Source organism: Mycobacterium sp. 1245805.9 (genome assembly GCF_001672915.1).
Taxonomy (GTDB): Bacteria; Actinomycetota; Actinomycetes; order Mycobacteriales; family Mycobacteriaceae; genus Mycobacterium.
The window spans coordinates 44,794-69,873 of the sequence record NZ_LZKR01000217.1 but is presented as its reverse complement, the minus strand read 5'-3'; the positions used below and the strand labels follow the sequence as shown (position 1 = coordinate 69,873).

22 protein-coding genes and 2 pseudogenes are annotated in these 25,080 nt (G+C 67.8%); 13 read left to right on the top strand and 11 right to left on the bottom strand.

The window, feature by feature from the left end; genetic code table 11:
* Positions 1–392: pseudogene (locus A9X00_RS31050) on the bottom strand (DNA polymerase IV); the annotation flags it as partial.
* Here A9X00_RS31050 and A9X00_RS28045 point away from each other — a divergent pair.
* Positions 372–980: pseudogene (locus tag A9X00_RS28045) on the top strand (DNA polymerase IV); the annotation flags it as partial. The pseudogenes A9X00_RS31050 and A9X00_RS28045 overlap by 21 nt on opposite strands.
* Here the strand turns inward: A9X00_RS28045 and A9X00_RS28040 are convergent.
* Positions 945–1,886, bottom strand: a complete 942-nt coding sequence (locus A9X00_RS28040) for an asparaginase (RefSeq protein WP_369830802.1) — start codon at positions 1,884–1,886, stop codon at positions 945–947. The pseudogene A9X00_RS28045 and the gene A9X00_RS28040 overlap by 36 nt on opposite strands.
* Before the next feature lie 43 nt (positions 1,887–1,929).
* Between A9X00_RS28040 and lspA the strand changes: the two genes are divergently transcribed.
* Complete coding sequence (gene lspA / locus A9X00_RS28035) at positions 1,930–2,520, top strand: signal peptidase II (protein WP_067161262.1); 591 nt, start codon at positions 1,930–1,932, stop codon at positions 2,518–2,520.
* Positions 2,520–3,446, top strand: a complete 927-nt coding sequence (locus A9X00_RS28030; RefSeq protein ID WP_067161260.1) for an RluA family pseudouridine synthase — start codon at positions 2,520–2,522, stop codon at positions 3,444–3,446. Before lspA ends, A9X00_RS28030 begins: the two co-directional genes overlap by 1 nt.
* A gap of 80 nt (positions 3,447–3,526) precedes the next feature.
* Here the strand turns inward: A9X00_RS28030 and A9X00_RS28025 are convergent, their stop codons facing one another.
* Positions 3,527–4,285, bottom strand: coding sequence for a class I SAM-dependent methyltransferase (locus A9X00_RS28025; protein ID WP_067161255.1), 759 nt, complete (start codon positions 4,283–4,285; stop codon positions 3,527–3,529).
* Between the two features lie 78 nt (positions 4,286–4,363).
* On the opposite strand from A9X00_RS28025, the gene A9X00_RS28020 reads away from it, so the two are divergent.
* Positions 4,364–4,744: a YciI family protein gene (locus A9X00_RS28020; RefSeq protein ID WP_067161252.1), complete on the top strand. Its 381-nt coding sequence runs from the start codon at positions 4,364–4,366 to the stop codon at positions 4,742–4,744.
* A 22-nt stretch (positions 4,745–4,766) separates the two neighbouring features.
* Positions 4,767–5,975: an RNA polymerase sigma factor gene (locus A9X00_RS28015; protein ID WP_197515294.1), complete on the top strand. Its 1,209-nt coding sequence runs from the start codon at positions 4,767–4,769 to the stop codon at positions 5,973–5,975.
* On the opposite strand, the gene A9X00_RS28010 is transcribed toward A9X00_RS28015, so the two are convergent.
* A complete protein-coding gene (locus A9X00_RS28010) occupies positions 5,972–6,376 on the bottom strand; it encodes a group 1 truncated hemoglobin (protein ID WP_067161251.1) in 405 nt (134 codons plus the stop codon). The genes A9X00_RS28015 and A9X00_RS28010 overlap by 4 nt on opposite strands.
* A gap of 222 nt (positions 6,377–6,598) precedes the next feature.
* On the opposite strand from A9X00_RS28010, the gene A9X00_RS28005 reads away from it, so the two are divergent.
* Positions 6,599–7,618, top strand: coding sequence for an SDR family NAD(P)-dependent oxidoreductase (locus tag A9X00_RS28005; protein ID WP_067161247.1), 1,020 nt, complete (start codon positions 6,599–6,601; stop codon positions 7,616–7,618).
* Between the two features lie 22 nt (positions 7,619–7,640).
* The gene (locus A9X00_RS28000) at positions 7,641–8,444 is read left to right on the top strand and encodes an SDR family oxidoreductase (RefSeq protein ID WP_067161243.1); all 804 of its coding nucleotides are present in this window, start codon (positions 7,641–7,643) and stop codon (positions 8,442–8,444) included.
* Here the strand turns inward: A9X00_RS28000 and A9X00_RS27995 are convergent.
* The gene (locus A9X00_RS27995; RefSeq protein WP_067161241.1) at positions 8,441–9,130 is read right to left on the bottom strand and encodes a hypothetical protein; all 690 of its coding nucleotides are present in this window, start codon (positions 9,128–9,130) and stop codon (positions 8,441–8,443) included. The genes A9X00_RS28000 and A9X00_RS27995 overlap by 4 nt on opposite strands.
* A 111-nt stretch (positions 9,131–9,241) precedes the next feature.
* Between A9X00_RS27995 and A9X00_RS27990 the strand changes: the two genes are divergently transcribed.
* Positions 9,242–9,673 (top strand): SRPBCC family protein, encoded by a 432-nt coding sequence (locus A9X00_RS27990; protein ID WP_067161240.1) that lies wholly within the window; start codon positions 9,242–9,244, stop codon positions 9,671–9,673.
* On the opposite strand, the gene A9X00_RS27985 is transcribed toward A9X00_RS27990, so the two are convergent.
* The 3 genes from A9X00_RS27985 to A9X00_RS27975 all read right to left on the bottom strand — a co-directional run bounded on the left by A9X00_RS27985 (position 9,621) and on the right by A9X00_RS27975 (position 13,727).
* The gene (locus tag A9X00_RS27985; RefSeq protein ID WP_067161239.1) at positions 9,621–12,557 is read right to left on the bottom strand and encodes an RND family transporter; all 2,937 of its coding nucleotides are present in this window, start codon (positions 12,555–12,557) and stop codon (positions 9,621–9,623) included. The genes A9X00_RS27990 and A9X00_RS27985 overlap by 53 nt on opposite strands.
* Positions 12,554–12,982, bottom strand: a complete 429-nt coding sequence (locus tag A9X00_RS27980) for an MmpS family transport accessory protein (protein WP_369830801.1) — start codon at positions 12,980–12,982, stop codon at positions 12,554–12,556. The genes A9X00_RS27985 and A9X00_RS27980 overlap by 4 nt, the downstream gene beginning before the upstream one ends.
* Before the next feature lie 136 nt (positions 12,983–13,118).
* A complete protein-coding gene (locus tag A9X00_RS27975) occupies positions 13,119–13,727 on the bottom strand; it encodes a TetR/AcrR family transcriptional regulator (protein ID WP_067161238.1) in 609 nt (202 codons plus the stop codon).
* A 101-nt stretch (positions 13,728–13,828) separates the two neighbouring features.
* On the opposite strand from A9X00_RS27975, the gene dnaE reads away from it, so the two are divergent.
* Positions 13,829–17,377 (top strand): DNA polymerase III subunit alpha, encoded by a 3,549-nt coding sequence (gene dnaE, locus A9X00_RS27970; protein ID WP_067161237.1) that lies wholly within the window; start codon positions 13,829–13,831, stop codon positions 17,375–17,377.
* Between the two features lie 5 nt (positions 17,378–17,382).
* Here the strand turns inward: dnaE and A9X00_RS27965 are convergent, their stop codons facing one another.
* Complete coding sequence (locus A9X00_RS27965) at positions 17,383–18,033, bottom strand: helix-turn-helix domain-containing protein (RefSeq protein ID WP_067161234.1); 651 nt, start codon at positions 18,031–18,033, stop codon at positions 17,383–17,385.
* Positions 18,034–18,159: 126 nt separating this feature from the next.
* Between A9X00_RS27965 and A9X00_RS27960 the strand changes: the two genes are divergently transcribed.
* The 4 genes from A9X00_RS27960 (at position 18,160) to A9X00_RS27945 (ending at position 23,668) form a co-directional block, all read left to right on the top strand.
* On the top strand, positions 18,160–18,714 hold the full coding sequence (locus A9X00_RS27960) for a DUF302 domain-containing protein (RefSeq protein WP_082975570.1): 555 nt from the start codon (positions 18,160–18,162) through the stop codon (positions 18,712–18,714).
* Positions 18,707–19,603, top strand: a complete 897-nt coding sequence (locus A9X00_RS27955) for an alpha/beta fold hydrolase (protein ID WP_067161231.1) — start codon at positions 18,707–18,709, stop codon at positions 19,601–19,603. Before A9X00_RS27960 ends, A9X00_RS27955 begins: the two co-directional genes overlap by 8 nt.
* A gap of 10 nt (positions 19,604–19,613) precedes the next feature.
* Positions 19,614–20,345 carry a hypothetical protein gene (locus tag A9X00_RS27950; RefSeq protein WP_067161286.1) on the top strand — a complete coding sequence of 244 codons (732 nt, stop codon included), beginning with the start codon at positions 19,614–19,616 and terminating at the stop codon, positions 20,343–20,345.
* Positions 20,346–20,485: 140 nt separating this feature from the next.
* The gene (locus A9X00_RS27945; RefSeq protein ID WP_067161228.1) at positions 20,486–23,668 is read left to right on the top strand and encodes an adenylate/guanylate cyclase domain-containing protein; all 3,183 of its coding nucleotides are present in this window, start codon (positions 20,486–20,488) and stop codon (positions 23,666–23,668) included.
* On the opposite strand, the gene A9X00_RS27940 is transcribed toward A9X00_RS27945, so the two are convergent.
* Positions 23,665–24,408 (bottom strand): MBL fold metallo-hydrolase, encoded by a 744-nt coding sequence (locus A9X00_RS27940; RefSeq protein ID WP_232006966.1) that lies wholly within the window; start codon positions 24,406–24,408, stop codon positions 23,665–23,667. The genes A9X00_RS27945 and A9X00_RS27940 overlap by 4 nt on opposite strands.
* A 199-nt stretch (positions 24,409–24,607) precedes the next feature.
* The gene (locus A9X00_RS27935) at positions 24,608–25,063 is read right to left on the bottom strand and encodes a PPOX class F420-dependent oxidoreductase (protein ID WP_067161227.1); all 456 of its coding nucleotides are present in this window, start codon (positions 25,061–25,063) and stop codon (positions 24,608–24,610) included.
* Positions 25,064–25,080 lie beyond the last annotated feature (17 nt).

The window sequence follows — 25,080 nt, the reverse complement described above, 5'->3', positions numbered from 1 at the left end:
GTCAGCGTGCTCATGTCGGACTTCTTCAGCTTCACGGTGACGGTGCGCGCGCCGCGGCCGTCGCGCAGCAGGCGCTGGTGGGCGTGCTCGGCGATGGGGTCGATCGCTTCCCGCAGCTGCTCGAGGCTGGTGAGGTCGGCGGCGAAGGTGGACTCGGCGCTGATCTGCTTGGCCACCGCACGCTCGGCGACCGGGCGGTCGTCGACGCCGCGGGCCAGGCGGTGCAGCGCCGGCCCGACCGTCGCGCCCAGGATGTTGGCCACCTCGGCGGCGGTCAGCGCGGCCAGCTGCCCGATGGTCTCGATGCCGAGTCGATTCAGCTTCTCCTCGGCGACCGGGCCGATCCCCCACAGCCGCCGTACCGGCAACCCGCCCAGCAGCGCCTGCTGCGCGACGGCCGCGGCGCGCGCACCGTCACCGTGAAGCTGAAGAAGTCCGACATGAGCACGCTGACCCGCTCGGCGACGTTGCCCTACGCGACCACCGAGGCCGGCGCGCTCACCGCGGTGGCCCGCCGGCTGCTGCTCGACCCGCGCGAAATCGGGCCGATTCGCCTTCTCGGCGTGGGGTTTTCGGGACTGAGCGACGTCCGCCAGGAGTCGCTGTTCCCCGACCTCGAGTTGTCGGCGGAGACTTCGGATCAGCAGCACATCGAGACCGCGACCGAGGCCATGTTCGCGCCGCCGACCGAGGAGGCCTCGCCATGGCGGAGAGGCGATGCCGCGGGGTGGCGGGTGGGAGATGACATAGCGCACCGCGAATTCGGGCACGGCTGGGTGCAGGGCGCCGGCCACGGGGTAGTGACGGTGCGCTTCGAGACCCGCGGGTGCGGCCCGGGCCAGGCGCGGACGTTTCCCGCCGACACCGCCGATCTCACCGGCGCCAACCCGGTCGACTCCCTGGACTGGCCTGACTATCTGGGTGGCCTGCAGGCCGACGCGCTGCTAACCCCAGCGGTCGATGACGTCGGCGACGGGTAGCCCAGCGGCCAGCGCCGCCATCATCAGCACCCGCGCCTGCGGCGGCCGCAGCCGCGGCACCATCACCGCACCGGCGGCGGCCATCTCGTGGCCGGGACCGTAACTCGCGCCGACCCGCCCGCCCGGGACGCGGGTGGACACCGCGATGCTCACCCCGTCGCGGCAGTGCCGGCGCACCCCGTCGACGACCGCGGGTCCGGCGTTGCCCGAACCCAGCGCCTCCAGCACCACGCCCCGCGCGCCGGCGGCCACGCAGGCGTCCAGCGCCACCGAGTCGCTGCCGAGGTAGGCCGCCACGATGTCGACGCGGGGAGCGCCGGCGGCGCCGAGATCGCCGAGATACGGGCGCGTCTTGGGGCCGGTCAGGCTCACGCCGCCGCGGTCCACCCTGCCGACCAGTTCGCCGGCGAAGCCGCTGAGGTCCTCGGTGGCGACCTTGTGCATGCCCAGCGGTTGCAGCACCCGGCCGGCGAAGCACACCAGGACCCCCAGGTCACCGGCGGCCGGGCTGGCCGCGACCGCCAGCGCGTCGCGCAGATTGGCCGGGCCGTCGGCGTCGGGGGCGTCGGCGCTGCGCATGGCGCCGGTGAGCACGACCGGGACGGTCCCCGCGTGGGTGAGGTCGAGCCAGAGGGCGCTCTCTTCCATGGTGTCGGTGCCGTGGGTGACGACCACGCCGTCGGCGCCGCCGTCGATCGCCGCGCGCGCGGCGGCACGGATGCGGTCCCAGTCGGCCGGCGTCAGCTCGGAGCTGTCGAGGGCCAGCAGGTCCACGACGTCCACGTCGAGTCCTGACGTGAGGTCCGCCCCGCTGTACGCCGGTCGCCGCACCCCGTCGGCCCCTTTTCCGGTCGATATCGTGCCGCCGGTGGCGATGACGGTGAGTCGGGCCTTCGAGGAAGTCACGGTGGCATCATCGCGCACGTTTCGGTTAGGGGATGATGGTGACGTGTCCGACGAACCAGCAGGACCGGCGCCGGAGGTGGCCGAACCCGAACCCGCACCCACCAGGCCGCCGAGGAGGCTGCGCCTGCTGCTGTCGGTCGCGGCGGTGGTGCTCACCCTGGACATCGTGACCAAGGTGCTGGCGGTCAAACTGCTGCCGCCCGGCCAGCCGGTGTCGATCATCGGCGACACAGTGACGTGGACGCTGGTGCGCAATTCGGGCGCGGCGTTCTCGATGGCCACCGGATACACCTGGGTGCTGACGCTGATCGCGACGGGTGTGGTGGTCGGCATCTTCTGGATGGGGCGTCGGCTGGTGTCGCCGTGGTGGGCGGTCGGGCTCGGCATGATCCTCGGCGGCGCGATGGGCAACCTGGTCGACCGGTTCTTCCGGTCGCCCGGGCCGCTGCGCGGCCACGTCGTCGATTTCCTGTCGGTCGGCTGGTGGCCGGTGTTCAACGTCGCCGACCCGTCCGTGGTCGGCGGGGCCATCCTGCTGGTGGTGCTCTCGGTCTTCGGATACGACTTCGATGCCGTGGGCCGCCGAAAGCCCAACGGGGACACTGTCGCCCGCCGCAAGGCCGATCAGCACTGATGACCGAGCGTTCGATGCCCGTCCCGGAGGGACTGGCGGGCATGCGTGTTGACGCCGGGCTGTCGCGGCTGTTGGGGCTGTCGCGGACCGCGGCGGCGGCACTGGCCGAGGACGGCGGCGTGGAACTGGACGGTGTGCAGGCCGGCAAGTCCGACCGCCTGACGAGCGGCGCGTGGCTGCACGTGCGGCTGCCCGACGCGCCGGCGCCGCCGGAAAACACGCCCGTCGACATCGAGGGCATGACCATCCTGTATTCCGACGACGACATCGTCGCGGTCGACAAGCCGGCGGCGGTGGCCGCACACGCCTCGGTCGGCTGGACCGGACCCACGGTGCTCGGCGGCCTGGCCGCCGCCGGCTATCGGATCACCACCTCCGGCGTGCCGGAGCGCCAGGGCATCGTGCACCGCCTCGACGTCGGCACCTCCGGGGTGATGGTGGTGGCGCTCTCCGAGCGCGCCTACACGGTGCTCAAGCGGGCGTTCAAGCAGCGCACCGTCGACAAGCGCTACCACGCGCTGGTGCAGGGCCACCCGGATCCGTCCAGCGGGACGATCGACGCGCCGATCGGGCGGCACCGCGGCGGCGAATGGAAGTTCGCGGTCACCAAAGACGGCCGGCACAGCCTCACCCACTACGACACCCTGGAAGCCCACGTCGCCGCCAGCCTGCTCGACGTGCACCTGGAAACCGGTCGCACCCATCAGATCCGGGTGCACTTCTCCGCGCTGCACCACCCCTGCTGCGGTGACCTCGTCTACGGCGCGGACCCCAAACTGGCGAAAAGGCTTGGGCTGGAACGGCAATGGCTGCACGCGCGCTCGCTGGCGTTCGCCCACCCAGCCGACGGCCGGCGGATCGAGATCGTCAGCCCCTACCCGGCGGATCTGCAGCACGCGCTGGATGTGCTGCGCGACGAGGGCTGATCACTTCGTCGACCCTGTAATTTTGCAGGCCGTCTCTCGCACTTCTTCTGCAGAATTACAGGCTCGGGGATGTCGACGGGTCAGCCGGGCTTGCGCGCCTCGACCAGCACCCGCGTCGGGTGCGCGACGAATCGGCCCTCGGCCTCGATCCGCTCGTGCAGTTCCCGCAGCCGGTCCCGGTAGCGCTCGACGGTGAAGTCCGGCACCGTCCACACCACCTTGCGCAGGAAGTACACGACGGCGCCGATGTCGAAGAACTCGGCGCGCAGCCGCTCCATGCGCACGTCGACGACCTCCAGGCCCGCGGCCTGCACCTGCGCGCGCACCGCGTCGGGGTGAAACTCGGCCCACTTCTCGGGCTGCGGTCCGATGAAGTACTCGACCAGCTCGCCCATCGTGGCGGGACCGATGTGCTGCGCGAAGTACGTGCCGCCCGGCCGGAGCACCCGAAGGATCTCCTTCCACCACACCGAGATCGGGTGGCGGGTGGTCACCAGGTCGAACGCCTCGTCCGCGAACGGCAACGGCGGCTCGTCCCGCATCGCCACCAGCACCACGCCGAGCGGATGCAGGCGCTTGGTCGCCAGGGCCGCATTGGGCGGCCAGGTCTCGATGGCCGCCATGGTGGGCGGGAACGGTCCCGCCCCGGCCAACACCTCGCCCCCTCCGGTGTGGATGTCCAGCGCGGCCGACACCGTCGCCAAGCGGCCGCTGAGCAGCCGCTGGAAGCCCCAGGACGGTCGCTCCTCCGTCGCGCGGCCGTCGAGCCAGGAGAAGTCCCAGCCGTCAACGTTCACCGACTCGGCCTCGGCCACCAGATCTTCGAATGTGCGGGGCATGCATTGCATTGTGATGTCGATCGGACGTGGCCTCAATCGTCATTGCGGTGAAACCATTGAGAAGAAAGGGGCATCATCATGCAGTACTGCCTGCTCATGCACTACCAGGAGGGCGGCGAACTCGGGCTGACCACCGAAGACATGGCACCCGCGCGGGCGGCGTTCGCCAAGTACGCCGACGACCTCGACGCGGCCGGCGTGCTGATCGGCACCCAGGTGCTGCAATCCGCCGTCGCGTCGACCACCTTCACCGCCCGTGACGGCGAACCCACGATCCAGGACGGGCCGTTTGCCGACACCAAGGAACGCCTCGGCGGGGTGTTCGTCATCGACGTGCCGGACCTGGACGCCGCCCTGTCGTGGGCGAAGCGATGCCCGGCCGCCGCGTGGGGGTCAATCGAAATCCGGCCCGTCGCAGTCACTTACGCGAGCGCGAAGGGATGGTACAGCCCTGAATGAGGTGCAGGGCCGGGTGGCCGGGCTGGTCCGCGCGTCGTACGGCCGGCTGCTGGCGGTGCTGGCCGCGCCGAACGCCGACATCCCGGCGGCCGAGGACGCCCTCGGTGACGCGCTGGAGCGCGCGCTCGCCCGTTGGCCTGAGGACGGGATACCCGCCAACCCGGAAGCATGGGTCCTCGCCGTGGCCCGCAACCGGCTGCGCGACCGCTGGAAGTCGCACGCCTACCGAATGACCGGCCCACTGCCCGAAACATGGGATACGGCATGGGATTTCGATGGCGATTTCCCGGCCCCGGCGGCGATCCCCGAACGTCGCCTGGAGCTGATGCTGGTCTGCGCGCATCCCGCGATCGCCGCCAATTGCCGCACCGCGTTGATGCTGCAGACGGTGCTGGGCATCGACTCGGCGGCGATCGCGCGGGCGTTCTCGTTGCCGCCGGCGACGCTGGCCCAGCGGCTGGTCCGCGCCAAGCGCCGGATTCGCGACGCGCGCATCCCGTTCGCGGTCCCGGCGGACTTCGACGAGCGGCTGCCGGCCGTGCTGGAGGCCGTCTACGGGGCCTGGGCCATCGATTGGCAGCTGGAGCCGGCCGGGTCGCCAATCGAGTCGTTATCCGCCGAGGCGCTGCATCTGGCGCTGGTGCTGGCCGAACTGCTGCCCGAGGAGCCCGAGGCGCTCGGGCTGGCGGCGCTGATCTGCCTGTCCGAGTCGCGTCGGCCGGCGCGGCGCACGGGTCGCGGTGAGTTCGTGCCGCTCGACGAGCAGGACACCGGGCTGTGGGACCCGGCGATGATCGCTCGTGGCGAGGCGCTGCTGCGTCGAGCCCACAGCTTCGGTCGCCCCGGTCGCTATCAGTACGAGGCAGCCATCCAATCGACGCACTGCGCGCGGGTGCAGGGTGGTGACGTCGACTGGGCGGCGCTGCGCAAACTGCATCGGGCGCTGCTGCGCGTCGCCCCGTCGCTGGGTGCGGCGGTTTCCCTGGCGGTCGTCGACGGCCGGCTCGACGGACCGGAGGCGGGGCTGGTCGCGCTCGACGGGATAACCGACCCGGCGATGGCGCGCTTCCAGCCGGCCTGGACGGCGCGTGCGCATTTGCTGGCCGAGGCGGGGCGGCCGGCGGCGGCGGCAGAGGCCTACCGCACGGCCATCGATCTCACCGCCGACGCCGGCGTGACGCGGTATCTGCGCCGACGGCTCGCCGACGTCGCGGGGGAGCGCCGCGCCTAGACCTTGGTGGTTTCCGGCGACGTGATCTCGGGCGCCAGCGGCGCGATGGCGCTGAGGATTTCGGTGACCGTCGCGGCGGAGACCCCCGCGGCGGCGAGCGCGTCCGCCAAGTGCCCGGCCACCAGGCTGAAGTGGTGCATCGTGATGCCGCGGCCCTGGTGCACCTGTTTCATCGGCGCTCCGGTGTACGGCTCGGGGCCGCCGAGGGCGGCCGCGAAGAACTCGGCCTGTTTGCCCTTGAGGCGGTTCATGTTGGTCCCGGTGAAAAAGCCCGCCAGTTGGCTGTCGGCGAGCACGCGAACGTAGAAGTCCTCGACGACGAGTTCGATGGCCTCGTGTCCGCCGATCCGGTCGTAGATTGTGTGCGGCTCCGGTTTGCGGAAGTGCGCCAGCATCTTCATAACGCCGATTGGAACATTTGGGCGTTGCCCGTCAGTTAGTCCGCGATCACACCCGGATTACCCTGTGTAACAAGCCGATTGCCCTCGGATGGCCGCGGTGTGGCCGGTCCGGTGATCCGCCGGACCGGAGTTCGCATCCCGGCAATCTGCTTGTGCCCGGCGGCCGATGCCCTAGGTTGGTTCTATGACCCACGTCACATTGCCCCTCAGGAGCGAGAGCCGATGAATCTGCTTGGTGACTTGACCCACCTGGTGGAAAAGCCGTTCGCGGCGGTGTCCAACATCATCAACACCCCCAACTCGACCGGGCGATATCGACCGTTCTATTTACGGAACCTGCTGGACGCGGTGCAGGGTCGCACGCTGCGCGACGCCGTGGAGGGCTGCACCGTCCTGATCACCGGGGGGTCGTCGGGCATCGGCGCGGCTGCCGCCAAGAAGATCGCGGAAGCGGGCGGCGTGGTGGTGCTGGTGGCCCGAACCCGGGAGAACCTCGAGAAGGTCGCCTCGGAGATCGAAGGCGAGGGCGGCACCGCCCACATCTACCCGTGCGACCTGACCGACATGGACGCCATCGCGGCGATGGCCGATCAGGTGCTCGGTGACCTCGGCGGCGTCGACATCCTCATCAACAACGCGGGGCGCTCGATTCGGCGCTCGCTGGAGCTGTCCTACGACCGCATCCACGACTATCAGCGGACCATGCAACTGAACTACCTCGGCGCGGTCCAGCTCATCCTCAAGTTCATCCCCGGCATGCGGGAGCGCGGCTTCGGCCAGATCATCAACGTCTCCTCGGTCGGCGTGCAGACCCGCGCGCCGCGCTTCGGCGCCTACATCGCCAGCAAGGCCGCCCTCGACAGCCTGTGCGACGCGCTGCAGGCCGAAGTGGTCAACGACGACATCAAGTTCACCACCGTGCACATGGCGCTGGTGCGCACGCCGATGATCAGCCCGACCACCATGTACGACAAGTTCCCGGCGCTGACGCCCGAGCAGGCGGCCGGCGTGATCACCGACGCGATCGTGCACCGGCCCCGGCGGGCGAGCTCCCCCTTCGGGCAATTCGCCGCCGTCGCCGACGCCGTCAACCCGGCGGTGATGGACCGCGTGCGCAATCGCGCGTTCGCGATGTTCAAAGACTCCGACGCGGCCAAGGGCGGCGAATCATCCAGTGATGCAGAACCTTTCGATAAACGCAGCGAGACGTTTGTCCGGGCGACCCGAGGGATACATTGGTGACGCAGGGAAGATTGGTGACACGATGAGCCTTCCGAAACCCGACACCGACACCACCGTCGTCATCACCGGTGCGTCCTCCGGCATCGGCGCCGAACTGGCCCGCGGCTTGGCTCGACGCGGCTTCCCGTTATTGCTGGTCGCGCGGCGCCGCGACCGCCTCGACGACCTCGCCAACGACGTGGGCCAGGAGTACTCGGTGGCCGTGGAGGTCCTGCCGCTGGACCTCAGCGACGCCAAGGCCCGGGCGAAGCTGGCGGACCGGCTCCGCACCGAGCCGATCGCCGGCCTGTGCAACAGCGCCGGTTTCGGCACCAGCGGGGTGTTCCACGAGTTGCCGCTCGAGCGCGAAAGCGAAGAGGTCACCCTCAACGCGCTCGCCCTGATGGAGCTCACCCACGCCGCGCTGCCCCGCATGGTCGAGCGCGGCGCCGGCGCCGTGATGAACATCGCCTCGATCGCCGGGTTCCAGCCGCTGCCGTACATGGCGGTGTACTCGGCCACCAAGGCGTTCGTGCAGACGTTCTCCGAAGCCATCCACGAGGAGCTGCACGGGACGGGGGTGTCGGTCACCGTCCTGTGTCCGGGCCCGGTGCCCACCGAATGGGCCGAGATCGCCAACGCCGAGCGGTTCAGCATCCCCGTGGCCCAGGTCTCGCCGCACGACGTCGCCGAGGCGGCCATCGGCGGGATGCTGGCCGGCAAACGCAGCGTGGTGCCGGGCATCGTGCCCAAGGTCGTCAGCACCGGCGGCAGGTTCGTGCCGCGCACGTTGCTACTGCCCGGGCTGCGGATCGGCAACCGATTCCGCGGCGGGCCCAGCCACTAGCGCGCCGACCGCCTGATGAATCTGCGGCGCAGATACAAAAACAGGACCACGCCTGCCGCGATCACCGCCAAACCCCCGGCGATGAACGAGGCGTCGAGGGCCCGGTTCGCCGGTTCATAGGCTCTGTCGCCGCGCACCCGCACGTCCAGCTGTGACCCCACTGCCGGGGGATCTTTGTGAATGCCTGTCCACCCCCCGCTCCACTTCGCCAGCGGGTACAACGGGCCCGTGTGCGTTGTTCCGCCGACGCTCCACGTGACGTCGCAGCGGTACCCGCTGGTCCCGCGGTACTGGCTCGGGGCGCACTTAACGACCGTCGCCCTCGCCGGCGTTCCGGAATCCAGGACTTCGGGCAACGCGCCCTGCTCGGCCAGGCGTAGCCCGGCCAGCACGGCCAGAAAGGCAAGGACGACGCCGATCCAGGCCAGGACCACGGCGGCCTTGCGGCGCGATGGGGGCTGCTCCGCAATCGGGGCGTCGGGCCGGTTTTCCGAACCGGCGACCAGTCGCTCTTGGCCTGCCCGGGCGCTCACCAGATCGTGCTGCCTCCTGCCGAGGATGAGCAGGGCCAACCCGGCCAGGTAAAACGCCAGACACCACCAGTAGCGCGACCAATCAAGCATCGCGGGGAAGCCGGCGCAAAAGAGCACAAAACCCCCGATCATCATCGCCCATGCCTTTGTCATGTGGTTCCCCGTTCGTGCCAAAAGGTCAGGTGTCTGGACGGATCTTGGTGGAATGTAAGGACGACAGCATGCGAAATTCTTGCAGCGCCAGTCGCCGTTGAGGAGGGAATTATGGCCGCCGTCGAGATGACGGCCGACATGCCGATGGCCCCGCAGGAGATGTGGGACCACGTGTCGGACCTGTCGGAGCTGGGGGAATGGCTGGTGCTTCACGAGGGGTGGCGCAGCGAGTTGCCCGACGAGATCACCGAGGGCACTCAGATCGTCGGCGTCGCGCGGTCCAAGGGCCTGCGCAACCGGGTGACGTGGACGGTGACCACGTGGGATCCGCCGCACGAGGTGGCGATGTCGGGATCGGGCAAGGGCGGCGCGAAATACGCCGTCACGCTGTCCGTGCGCCCCGCCGGGGACGGGTCGACGCTGGGCCTGCGTCTCGAGCTGGGCGGGCGCGCGCTGTTCGGCCCGGTGGGCTCGGCCGCGGCCCGCGCGGTCAAGGGAGACGTGCAGAAGTCGCTGAAGCAGTTTCTCGAGCGTTACGGCTAGGCAGCACCGCGGTGTCGCCGTCCTCCCACAAAAGCAGCTGACGCACCGACGCCCGCGACCCGTAGGGCTGCAGCATCGTGCTGGCCGGCCGCGGGCGCACCCGTTGGGGCCACCAGAACCAGCGCCCGAGAAGCGTTGCCACGGAAGGCGTCATGAAGGAACGCACGATCAGCGTGTCGAACAACAGCCCCAAACCGATCGTCGTCCCGATCTGGCCCAACACTTGGAAACCGCTGAACACGAACGCGCACATGGTGACCGCGAAGACCAGGCCCGCGGAGGTGACCACCGAGCCGGACCCCGCCATCGAGCGGATGATGCCCGTCTTGAGGCCCGCGTGGATCTCCTCCTTGAATCGCGAAATCAGCAGCAGGTTGTAGTCGGATCCCACCGCCAACAGCAGGATCACGGCCAGCGCCAGCACGACCCAATACAGTTTGATGCCCAACAGGTATTGCCACACCAGCACCGACAGCCCGAACGAGGCGCCCAGCGAAAGGGCCACCGTCCCAACGATGACGAGCGCCGCGACCAGGCTGCGCGTGATGATCAGCATGATCAGCAGGATGAGAGCCAACGCGGCGAACCCCACGATGAACAGGTCGTACTTGGCGCCGTCCTGGATGTCCTTGTACGTCGCGGCGGTGCCGCCGACATAGATCTTGGCGTCGGCCATCGGCGTGCCCTTGAGGGCCTCGTGCGCGGCGTTGACGATCGGGTCGATGTGTGAGATGCCTTGCGGCGTAGCGGGATCACCGTCATGGGTGACGATCATCCGGGCCGCCTTGCCGTCGGGGGACAGGAACAGTTTCAGCCCCCGCTTGAAGTCGGGGTTGTTGAACACCTCGGGCGGCAGGTAGAAGCTGTCGTCGTTCTTCGCGGTGTCGAACGCCTGCCCCAGCGCCGTCGCGTTGTCGATCGCGGCCTGCGTCTGGGCGTTGATGCCGGCCTGGGTGGCGTGGCTCGCCAGCGCCAGTTCGCGGTTGGTCTCCTGGCTGTCGATCTGGGGCGGTATCAGCGCCACCAGTTTGGGCTGCAGCGCGTCAAGCTTGTCCAGGGTGGCCGTGAGGTTCTCGAACTTCTCCGTGAGCTGGTCGACGCCGTCGAGCGCGTCCAGGACCGAACGGATGGCCCAGCAGGCCGGGATGTCGAAACAATGCCTCTCCCAATAGAAGTAGCTGCGAATCGGCCGGAAGAAGTCGTCGAAGGTCGCGATCTTGTCCCGCAGGTCCCGGATCGTGTCGACCGTGTCGTGAAAGCTCTGCGTCTCGCTGTGGGTGGCGTCGGCCAGCTGCTGCTGCAGGGCGTACTGCTGCTTGAGGATGTTGATCGTCTTCGCCAACTCGCCGGCCTGCTTGAGCAGGTCGTCCGCCCGATCCCGTTGGTACGTCAGGTTTTCCTGCTGCGCTGCGCTCTGATTGCTGATCACGAACGCGAGCGAGCTGTGCACGAGCGGGGTTCCCAACGGCCGGGTAATGGTCTGCACCTGGGCGACGCCGGGCACGTGGAACACCGCCTTGGCCACCCGGTCCAGGATCAGCATGTCGGCCGGGTCGCGCATGTCGTGATCCGTTTCGACCATGAGCAATTCGGGCTCGAGCCGGGCGCGGGAGAAGTGCCGCTCGGCCGCGGTGTAACCGATGTTGGACGGGGCGCTGGTGGGCATATAGGGCCGGGTGTCGTAGCTCGTCTTGTACCCGGGCAGCGCGAGCAGGCCCACCAGGGCGAGGGCGCACGCCGCGGTGAGCACGGGGGCGGGCCAGCGGACGATGGCGGTGCCGATCCGCCGCCATCCGCGGGTCCGCATCGCGCGCTTCGGGTCGAAGACACCCAGCGCGGAGCCCACTGTGAGCACCGCCGGGCCCAGGGTGAGCGAGGCGAAAAGAGCGACGAGGATGCCGAGAGCGGCTGGGATGCCCAGGCTTTGGAAGTAGGGCAGCCGGGTGAAGCTCAGACAGAAGACCGCGCCGGCGACCGTCAGCCCCGAGCCCAAGACGATGTGGGCCGTCCCGCGGTACATGGTGTGGTAGGCGGTTTCCTTGTCCTCGCCGGCCCCGCGCGCCTCCTGATAGCGGCCGACGAAAAATATCGCGTAGTCGGTCCCGGCGGCGATCACCAGCAATGTGAGGAGGTTCGTCGCGTACGTCGACAACCCGATGATGCCGGCGTTCCCCAGGAAGGAGACGATCCCTCGGGCGGCGGACATTTCGATCAGCACGGTGAAGAGCACGAGCAGCATCGTGAAGACGGATCGGTAGACGAACAGCAACATCACCGCGATCACCCCGACCGTGATCGCGGTGACCTTAGCCGTTCCCTTGCTGCCGATGTCGAACTGATCAGAGATGAGTGGCGCCGCGCCGGTCACATAGACATGGACACCGGGCGGCGGCTGCATGTGCTCGACGATGTCGCGGACGGCGCCGACGCCCTCGTTGGCCAGGGCCGAGCCCTGATTGCCCGCGAGAAACAGCTGGACGTAGGCCGCCTTGCCGTCGTTGCTCTGCGACCCCGCCGCGGTCAGGGTGTCGCCCCAGAAGTCCTGAATGTGCTCGACGTGCTTCTTGTCCTGCTCGAGCTTGCGGAGCATCGCGTCGTAGAACTTGTGCGCGTCGGCGCCCAGCGGCTTGTCGCCTTCCAGGACGATCATCGCCTGGCTGTCGGTATCGAATTCCTGAAACTTCTGGCCGATGCGCTTGATCGCCTTCAGCGCCGGCGCATCGGGGGAGTTCAGCGCCACGTTGTGGGTCTTGCCCACGTCTTCCAGCTGCGGCACCGCGATGTTGGTGATCGCGGCGAGCGCGATCCAGAACAGCAGGATCGGCAGCGCGAGCCGCCGGATGATGTGCGGCACACGGGGCCGCGTCTCTTGGTGGTTGCTCATCCCGACTTGTCCAGGCAGAAGGTGTAGGCGTCGACTTGGTTCACTGTGCGTTCGTCCTTGACCTCACCGTTGACGGTGATCCGGCAGCCGAGGGTGTTCCCGGTGCCCTGCGCGACCACGTTGCCGATCACCGCGGGCTCGGTCGAGGTGATGGTGTACGACCAGGGGAGTGGCGCGTTCTTGACTTGCTGGGGTTGCGCGTTGACGTCCAGGTAGTTGATGGTCGCCACGGCGCCCGGCGCGCCGAAGACCTCGAGGACCACCTTCTTGGGGTTGAACGGGACGATCTCGTTGGCCAGGCCGCTGTTGGCCGAGACGTTGGAGTGGGAGCCGAAGATTCCGTGCAGGCGGTAGATGGCGAACCCCGTGAGCGCGACGACGAGCACCGCGACCAGCGGAATCCATCCCCGTCTGACGAGGGCCATGATCGAAATCCCCTTCACCCGTTGGACTTTCGATGCGCGGGCGCAACGGTCACGCGGCTCCTGCGGGCGTGGCCGTCGGATATGACCCTACGGTACTGATCAGTACTGCACAAGAGACGTGACCGTACACTTTGTATCAATTTTCCTGATATTCCCCGGATCGGGTGAGTCCGGGAAGGATGAAGCCGTCGACCAGGGCTTGCACCGTGCGGCGGTCGGGCGCCCGCCCGGGCAGGATCGAGCGGTATATCAGGTATCCGGGCAGCAGGTCCCACAGCTCGTCGTTGATCGCGCTCTCGGGGATCTCGCCGCGATCCACCGCCTGCCGCAGCACGTGCTGGAGCATGGCCTTGCGCTGATCGAGGAACTGGTGCTGCAACGCGTCGCCGAGGGCGGGGTGGCGCGACGCCTCGACGAGCACCGCGCGGATGGTGCTGGCGAGCTGGTGGCCCTGCTGACAGATCTTCTCCCCGATCTGCAGCAGATCGCCGCGCAACGTGCCGGTTTCCGGTGGCACCGCGATCTGGCAGATGCCCTCGATGAAGGCGGCCAGCACCAATTCGGCTTTCGAGGGCCAGCGCCGGTACACCGTGGCCTTGCTGGCCCGGGCCTCGCTGGCCACGGCGTCCACCGTCAACCCGTCGTAGCCGTGCTCGGCCAGCAGCCGCAACGTCACCGCCAGCAGTTCGGCCTCTCGCGGCGACCACGGCGACGACACCACGTACGGGTCTGCAATCTGGGTCATAGCGCCACCTTAAATCCGCCGCGGCCAAACGGCGGAGTTGAGAGACACACGACGCGACACGCCGGGGATGCGTCGGTGGTCGGTCATACACTGGCGTCCCTATGAACGGTTCATCTTCGCGGTCCTTCGTGCACCTGCATAACCACACCGAGTACTCGATGCTGGACGGTGCCGCGAAGATCGCGCCGATGCTCGCCGAGGTCGAGCGGCTGCAGATGCCCGCGGTCGGGATGACCGACCACGGCAACATGTTTGGGGCCAGCGAGTTCTACAACGAGGCGACCAAGGCCGGGGTCAAGCCCATCATCGGCGTCGAGGCGTACATCGCGCCGGGCTCGCGCTTCGACACCCGCCGCGTCACCTGGGGCGACCCCAGCCAGAAGGCCGACGACGTCTCCGGCAGCGGCTCCTACACGCACCTGACGATGCTGGCCGAGAACGCCGCCGGCCTGCGCAACCTGTTCAAGCTGTCCTCGCTGGCCTCCTTCGAGGGTCAGTTGAGCAAATGGTCGCGGATGGACGCCGAGCTCATCGCCGAACACGCCGAGGGCATCATCATCACCACCGGCTGCCCGTCCGGGGAGGTGCAGACCCGGCTGCGCCTGGGACACGACCGCGAGGCGCTGGAGTCGGCGGCCCGCTGGCGCGAGATCGTCGGGCCGGACAACTACTTCCTCGAGCTGATGGACCACGGGCTGACCATCGAGCGGCGGGTCCGCGAGGGCCTGCTCGAGATCGGCCGCGCGCTCAACATCCGCCCGCTGGCCACCAACGACTGCCACTACGTCACCCGCGACGCCGCGCACAACCACGAGGCGCTGCTGTGCGTGCAGACCGGCAAGACGCTTTCGGATCCCAACCGGTTCAAGTTCGACGGCGACGGCTACTACCTCAAGTCGGCCGCCGAGATGCGCCAGATCTGGGACGACGAGGTGCCCGGCGCCTGCGACTCGACGCTGTTGATCGCCGAGCGGGTGCAGTCCTACGCGGAGGTGTGGACGCCGCGCGACCGGATGCCGGTCTTCCCGGTGCCCGACGGGCACGACCAGGCGTCCTGGCTGCGCCACGAGGTGGACGCCGGGCTGGCCCGGCGGTTTCCCGCGGGCCCGCCGGAGGGCTATCAGCAGCGGGCGGCCTACGAGATCGGGGTCATCTGCGACAAGGGCTTCCCGTCGTACTTCCTGATCGTCGCCGACCTGATCAACTACGCGCGCTCGGTGGGCATCCGGGTCGGGCCCGGCCGCGGCTCGGCCGCCGGATCCCTGGTGGCCTACGCGCTGGGCATCACCGACATCGACCCGATCCCGCACGGGCTGCTGTTCGAGCGGTTCCTCAACCCCGAGCGCACGTCGATGCCCGACATCGACATCGACTTCGACGACCGCCGGCGCGGCGAGATGGTGCGCTACGCCGCCGACAAGTGGGGCTCCGACCGGGTGGCCCAGGTCATCACGTTCGGCACCATCAAAACCAAAGCGGCGCTGAAGGATTCGGCGCGGATCCATTACGGCCAGCCCGGCTTCGCCATCGCCGACCGGATCACCAAGGCGCTGCCGCCGGCGATCATGGCCAAGGACATCCCGCTGTCGGGCATCACCGACCCGAACCACGAGCGGTACAAGGAGGCCGCGGAGGTCCGCGGGCTGATCGAAACCGACCCCGACGTCCGCACCATCTACCAGACCGCGCGCGGCCTGGAGGGCCTGATCCGCAACGCGGGCGTGCACGCCTGCGCGGTGATCATGAGCAGCGAGCCGCTGACGGAGGCGATCCCGCTGTGGAAGCGGCCGCAGGACGGCGCCATCATCACCGGCTGGGACTACCCGTCCTGCGAGGCCATCGGCCTGTTGAAGATGGACTTCCTGGGGCTGCGCAACCTGACGATCATCGGCGACGCGATCGAGAACATCAAGGCCAACAGGGGAATTGACCTCGACCTGGAGTCGGTGCCGCTGGACGACAAGGCCACCTACGAGCTGCTGGGCCGCGGCGACACGCTCGGGGTGTTCCAGCTCGACGGCGGGCCCATGCGCGACCTGCTGCGCCGCATGCAGCCGACCGGGTTCGAGGACATCGTCGCGGTGCTCGCGCTGTACCGGCCCGGCCCGATGGGCATGAACGCCCACAACGACTACGCCGACCGCAAGAACGGGCGCCAGGCGATCAAACCCATTCACCCCGAGCTCGAGGAACCGCTGCGCGAGATCCTCGCCGAGACCTACGGCCTGATCGTGTATCAGGAGCAGATCATGCGCATCGCGCAGAAGGTGGCCAGCTACTCGCTGGCCCGAGCGGACATTTTGCGCAAGGCGATGGGCAAGAAGAAGCGCGAGGTGCTGGAGAAGGAGTTCGAGGGTTTCTCCGACGGCATGAAGGCCAACGGCTTCTCCGCGGGTGCCATCAAGGCGTTGTGGGACACCATCCTTCCGTTCGCGGACTACGCGTTCAACAAGTCGCACGCCGCCGGCTACGGCCTGGTCTCCTATTGGACCGCCTACCTCAAGGCCAACTACGCCAGCGAGTACATGGCCGGCCTGCTGACCTCGGTCGGCGACGACAAGGACAAGGCGGCCGTCTACCTCGCCGACTGCCGCAAGCTGGGCATCACGGTGCTGCCGCCGGACGTCAACGAGTCCGGGCTGAACTTCGCGTCGGTGGGCGCCGACATCCGCTACGGGCTGGGTGCGGTGCGCAACGTCGGCGCCAACGTGGTGAGCTCGCTGATCAGTACCCGCGGCGAGAAGGGCAAGTTCACCGACTTCTCGGACTACCTCAACAAGATCGACGTCTCGGCCTGCAACAAGAAGGTCACCGAGTCGCTGATCAAGGCCGGCGCGTTCGATTCGCTGGGCCACGCCCGCAAGGGCCTGTTCCTGGTCCACACCGACGCCGTCGACTCCGTGCTGGGCACCAAGAAGGCCGAGGCGATGGGGCAGTTCGACCTATTCGGCGGCTCTGATGGGGAAGCGGCCGGCGACTCGGTCTTCACCATCAAGGTGCCCGACGACGAGTGGGAGGACAAGCACAAGCTGGCCCTCGAGCGAGAGATGCTGGGGCTGTACGTGTCCGGCCATCCGCTCAACCGGGTCGCGCACCTGCTGGCCGCGCAGGTCGACACCGCGATCCCGGCGATCCTCGACGGCGACGTCCCCAACGACACCCAGGTGCGCGTCGGCGGCATCCTGGCCTCGGTGAACCGGCGGGTCAACAAGAACGGAATGCCTTGGGCCTCGGCGCAATTGGAGGACCTCACCGGTGGCATCGAGGTGATGTTCTTCCCGCACGCGTACTCGACCTTCGGCGCCGAGATCGTCGACGACGCCGTGGTGCTGATCAACGCCAAGGTCGCGATCCGCGACGACCGGATCGCGCTGATCGCCAACGAGCTTGTGGTGCCGGACTTTTCCAACGCCCAGCCGGACCGTCCGCTGGCGGTCAGCATGCCGACGCGCCAGTGCACCCTCGACAAGGTCAGCGCGCTCAAGCAGGTGCTGGCGCGTCACCCCGGCACGTCGCAGGTGCACCTGCGGCTGATCAGCGGGGACCGGATCACCACGCTGGAGCTGGACGCCTCGCTACGGGTGACGCCGTCGCCGGCGCTGATGGGCGACCTCAAGGAGCTGCTGGGTCCGGGCTGCCTGGGTCTTTAGCGGACTTAATCGTCCGGCAACGAAAACGCGGTGCGCAGCGACGCGATGGCGGCGGGTGCACCGTCGAATTTGATGCGCCGCAGTGCTGCCCTGCGTTTGGCTTCGGTGGAGCCGAGGCGCGCGGTGGCGAGATCGGCGGCGCTCGCGGTAACCGTCACGTCGGGTTCGCCTCGAGCGGCCGTCAGATGGCCACGATCGACCGCGAATTCGAACCGCCGCCCGTCGATCTCGACGCGATAAGCCGCAGTCAGCCCCGCGGCCTTGAGCGGGTCGAAGGGGACCACGATCAACGCGAGGAATCCGGTCAGCGGCGGGACGGGGCCGCCTTCCATGGAGTCGAGCTGATCAAGGCCGAACCAGGCGAGGCTCTGCAGGATCGGTAGCACCCGCTGCCAGCCGGTGTCGCTGAGCGTGTAAACGGTGCGAGCAATCGGCGGCGGCAGCTCGGCGCGATCCACCAGCCCGGCTTTTTCCAGTTCCTTGAGTCGCTCGGCAAGCAGGTTGGTCGCGATGCCGGGCAGTTCGGCGCGCAGATCGCTGTAGCGGCGCGGTCCGGCAAGCAGCTCGCGCAGGATCAGCAACGTCCACCGCTCGCCGAGCACGTCGAGTCCCTTGGCGATGGGGCAGTTCTGGTTGTAGCTCTTGCGGGCGGACATAAAGGCCAGTCTACCTGCGGAAAACTGGTTTCTCAACATGATGGTTGAAAAAGTTATCTATACGATTTAAAGTCATGTCTTATCGACCTTGTTGAGGAAACGAAATCCAAATCTGGGAGGGAACCCGTGACGCCATCCGTTGCCAGCCCCGTCGGCGCCCACACCGTCACTCACCAAGTCAATCGCCTGGTGATCGACGCCGATGGCGGCTTCGACGATCTGTGCCGACGCTACGAGACACTCGTCCCCGATATCGGGTCAGAGGAGCTGCGGGCCCTACTGGAAAAGGGCGACCTGGACGAAGTGGTGCGCTACACCGCGGAGCACACACCGCACACGTTTGCCCGGTTTTGGTCCCTGGATCCGACACCGATGATGCGTCTGCTGGGGCACCAGACCCGCGTGATGACCTACATGATGGGCAACAACGTGGTCGTAGAGACGATGTATCGCCACAATCCCGCGGTCATGCTCTATGCCCCGCTGCGCACGGCGATCTACGAGGATTCAGCCGGCACAACCCATTTCAGCATCGACCAACCCTCGACACGGTTCGCCAGCTTTGGCGACCCCCGCATCACCGAGGTGGGCCGCCTGCTCGACGCCAAGCTCGCCGAGCTGCTGTCGCTGCTCGAGCTGCCGGTGCCCGCCGAACTCGAGCAAGGCCAGCACCATGGATGAAGCAACCGAGCGACTCGTCGATTACGACGGCGGTCAACTGTATGTGCGCGACCATCCGGGCCGCACTCCGGCGATCGTGGCAATGCACGGATTTCCCGACGACTCCCGCATCTACGACCGGCTCATCGGCCCACTCGAGCCGCAGCGGGTGGTGACATTCGACTGGATCGGCTACGGGCGATCAAGCCGGCGCGATCCGGGAGGATCGAGCGCCGTCAGCCGTCAGCACGAGCTCCTGGCCGTCTGCGACGCCCTGGAACTCGAGCAGGTGGTACTGGTCGGACATGACGCATCGGGACCGGAAGCCATCGAGTTCGCCGTGGCCCACCCGGAACGCGTCGCCCGGCTGGTGTTGCTCAACACCTACTACGGGCGACAGCAGAACCTTCGGTTACCCGAAATGATCGCTCTGCTGGCCGATCCCGCGTTGACACCCTTGACCAACGCTCTCTTCGACGATCCCAACCAACGGTTGTGGCTGCTCGCCTATACGGGCCGCCGCTTCGGCCTCGATGGGAGCCTTCCCCCCGACGGCATCGGCGTCAGGTCCATCGTGCCGCAATTTTTCGGCGACGACGGCCAACCAGATGCGCTCGCCGAGATCCGGTCATGGACCGGCGGTCTTCCCGCGGCACTGGACCGGCAGGACGCCGTGATCGCATCCGCGCGGCTGCGGGCCGTTCAAGTGCCGGTGTCGGTAATATTCGGCCGCGACGATCCGAATCTGACTCCTGATGTGGCGCAACACATTTGCGCTCAGTTCACGAACTGCGAATTGCAGCTGATCGATCGCGCATCCCACTGGCCGCAATGGGACCGGCCCGACGCGGTCGCCGATCTCATCAAGCGATCCATTGCCACCCCCGTAACACCGTCCCCCAATCGTTAAGGAGATGCAGATGAGCAGCGAACTTCTCGACGGCGTGCTGGACGCCCACGGCGGGCTGGCGAACTGGGGCCACGTCAACGCCGTCACCGCCGAGATCGCGGTCGGCGGGCCGTTTTGGGCCCTGCGAGGCTGGCCGGACTTCGCGCCCGCGCTGACGATCTCGATGGACGCCCACCGCGAACACATCACGACGACACCTTTTCCCGGGCCTGATCACTGTGCGGTGTTCGACGTGGATCCCGAACGGTTGGCCATTCGAACTACCAGCGGCAAAGTCGTTGAAGTGCGCACCGATCCGCGGTCGAGCTTCCCCCCGTTTGACCTGCAGACCACCAAGTGGGATGCGATCCAGACCGCGTACTTCACCAGCGCCGCAAACTGGAACTACTTCACGCAGCCGTTCAGCTTCACTTATCCCGGCGTGCAGGTCAGCGAAATCCAGCCGTGGCGGGAAGGCGACGAAACCTGGTGGCGCCTCGCAGTGCACTTTCCGCCGAACAACGCCAACCACAACTCCGATCAGGTCTTTTACTACGACCAGCACTTCATGCTGCGCCGGATGGACTACGCCGCCGATGCGACCGGTAATGCTCCCGTCGCGCACTACACCGACGACCACAAGACGTTCGACGGGTTCGTCTTCCCGACCCGCCGCCGCATCTACCGGCGCGGCGACGACGGCACCGCCGAGCAAAGCCTCGCGATCATCACCGTGGATGTTTCCCTCGTCCGCGTCCAGTAATTGACTGTGGCGGTTGGACTGTCGGGTCTTGGTGTGCAACTGACAACGGTTGCGGTCGATCATTTCAACTAGGGCAATTCGTGCCGCGAAGCCCTATTGTTAGCGAATCGGGTGGGTGTACTCGAGAATTAGGGGCCCGAATGGCGGCGGCAGCGTCCACGTGTGCCACCTGCGAAATCGAACTTCGCGAGGGGGCCCGTTTCTGCGACAGCTGCGGTTCGCCGATAACGCCGCAGCAATCCGCGGAGTACAAGCAGGTGACGGTGTTATTCGCCGATGTGGTGGGTTCGATGGACATCGCGGAGGCCGTCGGTGCCGAGCGCTTGCGCGAGATCATGGCGGACCTGTTCGACCGCTGCGCCGCGATAGTTGACCGTTACGCCGGGACCGTGGACAAATTCACCGGCGACGGCATCATGGCCGTTTTCGGGGCACCGATCGCGCTCGAGGATCACGCATTGTGCGCATGCCTGGCAGCCCTGGACATTCAGGAAGCGATGCAAGAGCTGGCCGTGCAGGTGGAGAGCCGGGACGGTATCCACCTTCAACTGCGAGCGGGGCTGAACTCGGGCGAGGTTATTGCCGGCGATGTCGGCTCGAGCCCATGGAATTACACCGCCGTCGGTCGTCAGGTCGGCATGGCGGAGCGGATGGAATCGGTGGCGCCGCCCGGCGGAGTCATGCTCAGCGAGTCGACCGCGCGCCTCGTCGACGACGTCGCCGTGCTTGGCACCCCCGAAAATGTTCTCCTTAAGGGTGTCGAGAACCCCGTGCTCGCGTGGCCGTTGCTGTCCATGCGCACGGGGCGCTTTCATTACAGCCGGCGGGTGTCGAAGCTGGTTGGGCGCACATGGGAGCTCGCCACCTTGACGGCGTTGCTTGATCGGGCGGCGGCGGGTCGTGGCTGTGTGGTAGGAGTGGTCGGTCCCGTCGGGATCGGCAAGAGCCGCGTTGTCGACGAGATTGTGGCCGTAGCGATACCGCGTTTGATGCGGGTTTTCTCGACGTACTGCGAATCCCACACCGGCGAAGTCCCCTTCTTGGTGGTGGAGCGGCTGCTGCGGGCGGCATTCGGGGTGGAAGACATGAGTGACCACCAGGCCAGGGCGCTTCTGCGCGAAAGAGTGCCCGCCGCCGATCACGTCGATCAGGTGCTGCTCGAGGACACACTGGGAATCCGCGACCCCGACGACGAACTGCCCGATATCGCCCCCGACGCCCGGCGGCGGCGTCTGACGGCGCTGGTCTGCGATGCGGCCCTCGCCAGCACCGCTCCCACCGTCTATGTCATCGAAGACGCTCACTGGATCGATCCGACCAGCGAATCACTGTTGGCCGACTTCATCAGCGTCGTCCCCCGGACCCATTCGTTGGTGCTGATCACCTATCGTCCCGAGTACACCGGCGCGCTGAGTCAGCTGGCCGGGGCACAGAAAATCTCCCTTGCGCCGCTTAGCTTTTCGGATACCAAAGCGTTGGTCGTCCAGCTGCTGGGTACCGACCCGTCGGTTGCCGTGCTGGCCGAGCGGATCACCGAGCGCGCGGCGGGCAACCCGTTTTTCGTCGAGGAAATCGTGCGCGACCTGACCGATCGCAATGTGCTCCAAGGCGGTCCCGGCGCGTACCTGAACGCAAGCGGATCAACCGATGTCGCTGTCCCGGCCACGCTTCAGGCGGCCATCGCCGCGCGCATCGACCGGCTGGACGGCGCGACCAAAGCGACATTGAACGCGGCGGCGGTGATCGGTGTCCGCTTCCGCGCCGACCTGCTGGCTGCGCTGGCGGATTGCTCGACGCTGGATCACCTGGTGCACGCCCAGCTGGTCGAACAGGTGACTTTTACGCCGGTCGCGGAGTACGCATTCCGCCAGCCCCTGATCCAGACGGTGGCCTATCGATCACAGCTCAAGGCTGGTCGCGCAGCGCTGCATACGCGGCTGGCGGCCGCGCTTGCGGAGCGCGATCCCGGATCGGCGGACGAGAACGCGGCGCTGATCGCTGAACATCTGGAGGCGGCCGGTGACCTGACGGCAGCGTTCGGGTGGCACATGCGGGCCGGGACGTGGTTGACGGGCCGCGACATTCGCGCCGCGCGGACGAGCTGGCAACGCGCGTGCCATGTTGCGGACCGGCTGCCGGGCGACGAGCCGGGGCGCGCCGCAATGCAAATCGCCCCGCGCGCCCTGCTTTGCCTGAGCGCCTGGCGGTTCGGCGGCCGTGTGGACGACACCATCTTCGACGAACTGCACGTGCTGGCGACCGCCGCCGATGACAAAGCCTCGCTCGCCATGGGCATGGCCGGGCAGATTATGGCACTCAACACCTACGGCCGCTACCGCCAAGCTGCGGCAATGGTGGCGGAATTTGTGAATCTTCTTGATTCGCTGGGTGATCCGGTTCTCTCCGTCACCCTGCGGCCGGGCGCCCTCACCGCGAAGTTCGGGGCCGGCGAGCTCGCCGAGGTGGTTCGTTTGGCCGACAGGATCATCGACGAAGCGCGCGCGGATCCGCGGAACGCCGAAACTATTTTCGGGTCGTCCTCGAGAATCGCCACAGTGATGCGCGCTGCTGCCCGGATGTGCTGGGGCGCACCGCATTGGCGGCAGGATGTCGACCACGCGGTCGCTATGGGTGATGAGCTGGAACCCGGTACGCGTTCGATAATGCTCCTGCACATCTACGGCATCGGGGTAGCAAACGGGCTCCTGGTTCCCGACGCGGCGATTTTGAGCGAATCGGAACAAGCCCTTCGCGCTGCCGAGGAGCGGGGAGACCAATTCGCGTTGGCGTGGGCCAGGTTTCTGCGCGGCCTCATCCTGGTGCAACTCGAGGGCGCGCACCGCACCCAAGGTTTCGATCTGCTTGCCCAATCCCAGGTGGCCGGCTCACACGATCGGCTCAACCAGGCGGCTCTGCAGCAGCTCAATGTCGAGCGCGCCAGGGAGCTAGCACGTGCCGGTGAACTCGACAATGCGATAGCGCAGCTGCGGGAGGTTGTGGAGGCGCACTCCGTAACCGACCCGACGACGTTCCGCGCGGCCGCCACTACGGCTTTCGTGGAAACGCTGCTGCAACGTGGCCGGCCAGAGGATCTGGATGAGGCTGCCGGAGCGGTCGAGCGGCTGGCCGCCGTGCCGACCGAACCCGGTTTTGTGTTGTTCGACGTTGCGCTGCTGCGGTTGCGGGCGTTGCTGGCGCGGGCTCGCGGTGAACACGCCGCGTATCACGACTTCGCCGAGCGCTATCGGGCGATGTCAACATCGTTTGGCTTCGAAGGACACATGGCGGCGGCTCGGGTTCTGCTGGAGCGCGCCGGGAGTTAGGCGGGCAACGCCAGCGCCGCCTGGTGGTCGTGGGTCGGGATGATCGTCACCGCGTGCCGCGCCAGGTGCAGTCGGTGCAGCGTGCGGAACGTCTGGTCGCGGTCGACGTCCACCAAAGCCCCTGGGTAGCTGGCCTTTTGGCGGACCTTCTCGATCTGCAGCCGGTGCCAGGCGGCGTCGCCGGCGAGCAGGATCCAGCCGCGGGCGGTGTGGGCGAGCACTCCCACGCTGCCGGGGGTGTGCCCGGCCAGGTCCACCAGGAGGACGGAGTTGTCGCCGAAGAGGTCGTGCCTTGCGGTGAAGGTCAGCACCGGCGGACCGTCCAGGTCGTATTGCGTGAGGGGCCGGTCGCGCAGGGAATCGCGCACACCGCCCACGGGTGCCACCATCCCGGCACCGATCCACTCGTTTTCCTTGCGGTGCAGGAGCACTGGGAGCTCGGGCAGGTCCAGCAGCCCCGACACGTGATCCCAGTGCGCGTGGGTGGGTAACGCGAAATCCAACCGCGGCGTTTCCGGCAGCCGCGCCAATGCCGCGACGGTGGGGATGGTGTCCGCGGGTGGTCGGACCACGCCACGCAGCACCGCGGGCAGTTGGGCGATCGCCCGTCGTTCGACGTCGGTGCAGACGGCGGGGTCGACGATGAACGTGGCTTCCGGGTGCGTGACGATGAACGACGTCAGCGAGTTCTCCACGCGCGCAGGGCGAAACGTGCCCTCGGCGATGGCGGCGGTCGGCACCGCGCGGGCAGCTGCGGCAGCCGGGTAACCGAGACGGTGACGCGGGGATCGGGCAGTCCGCCGTCGGTGATGCTGCGGATGAGCTGCCGGTCGAGCCGTCTGGGCCACACCAGGCCTCGAACGAGTCCGGCTGCGGCGCCGCAGCATTCGAGGACGGTGGGGGAGCGGACGGGGTCGGGCCGTCCGGTCTGCGTGGCGGTCATGGCAGGTCCACCCGCACGATGGCGCTGTCGGTCCAGACGCGACGGTCGCGGGCACGCCGCAGCTTTTCGCGCACGCATAGGTCCTGGTGGACGTTGGTCACGCCCGGAACTTTGATCAGCGGGACGATGTTCCACTGCCAGCCGTAGCGCCGGTGCAGCAGGCGGTTGGCCCGCTCGGCCTCGGCGCCGGACAGGATCGTCGCGCGGCCGGCCAGCCAGGACGTCGCCTGCCCGCCCGGGCGCACCCGCCCCCGATAGTCGCAGGCGGCGAGTTCGACGTCGCGGCGCGCCGCCAGCCGCCTGGTCTTGGGCCCCACCTTGGTTCGGAACACCAGCGCGTCCCCGTCCAGCCCGAACCAGATCGGGGTGTCCACGGGGGCGCCGTCGCGGCGGAAGGACCGGAGCAGGGCGTAGCGGGCGCTTCTCAGCTCGTCAAGCCTGGGATTGTGCATGCTCCCAGTCAACGACT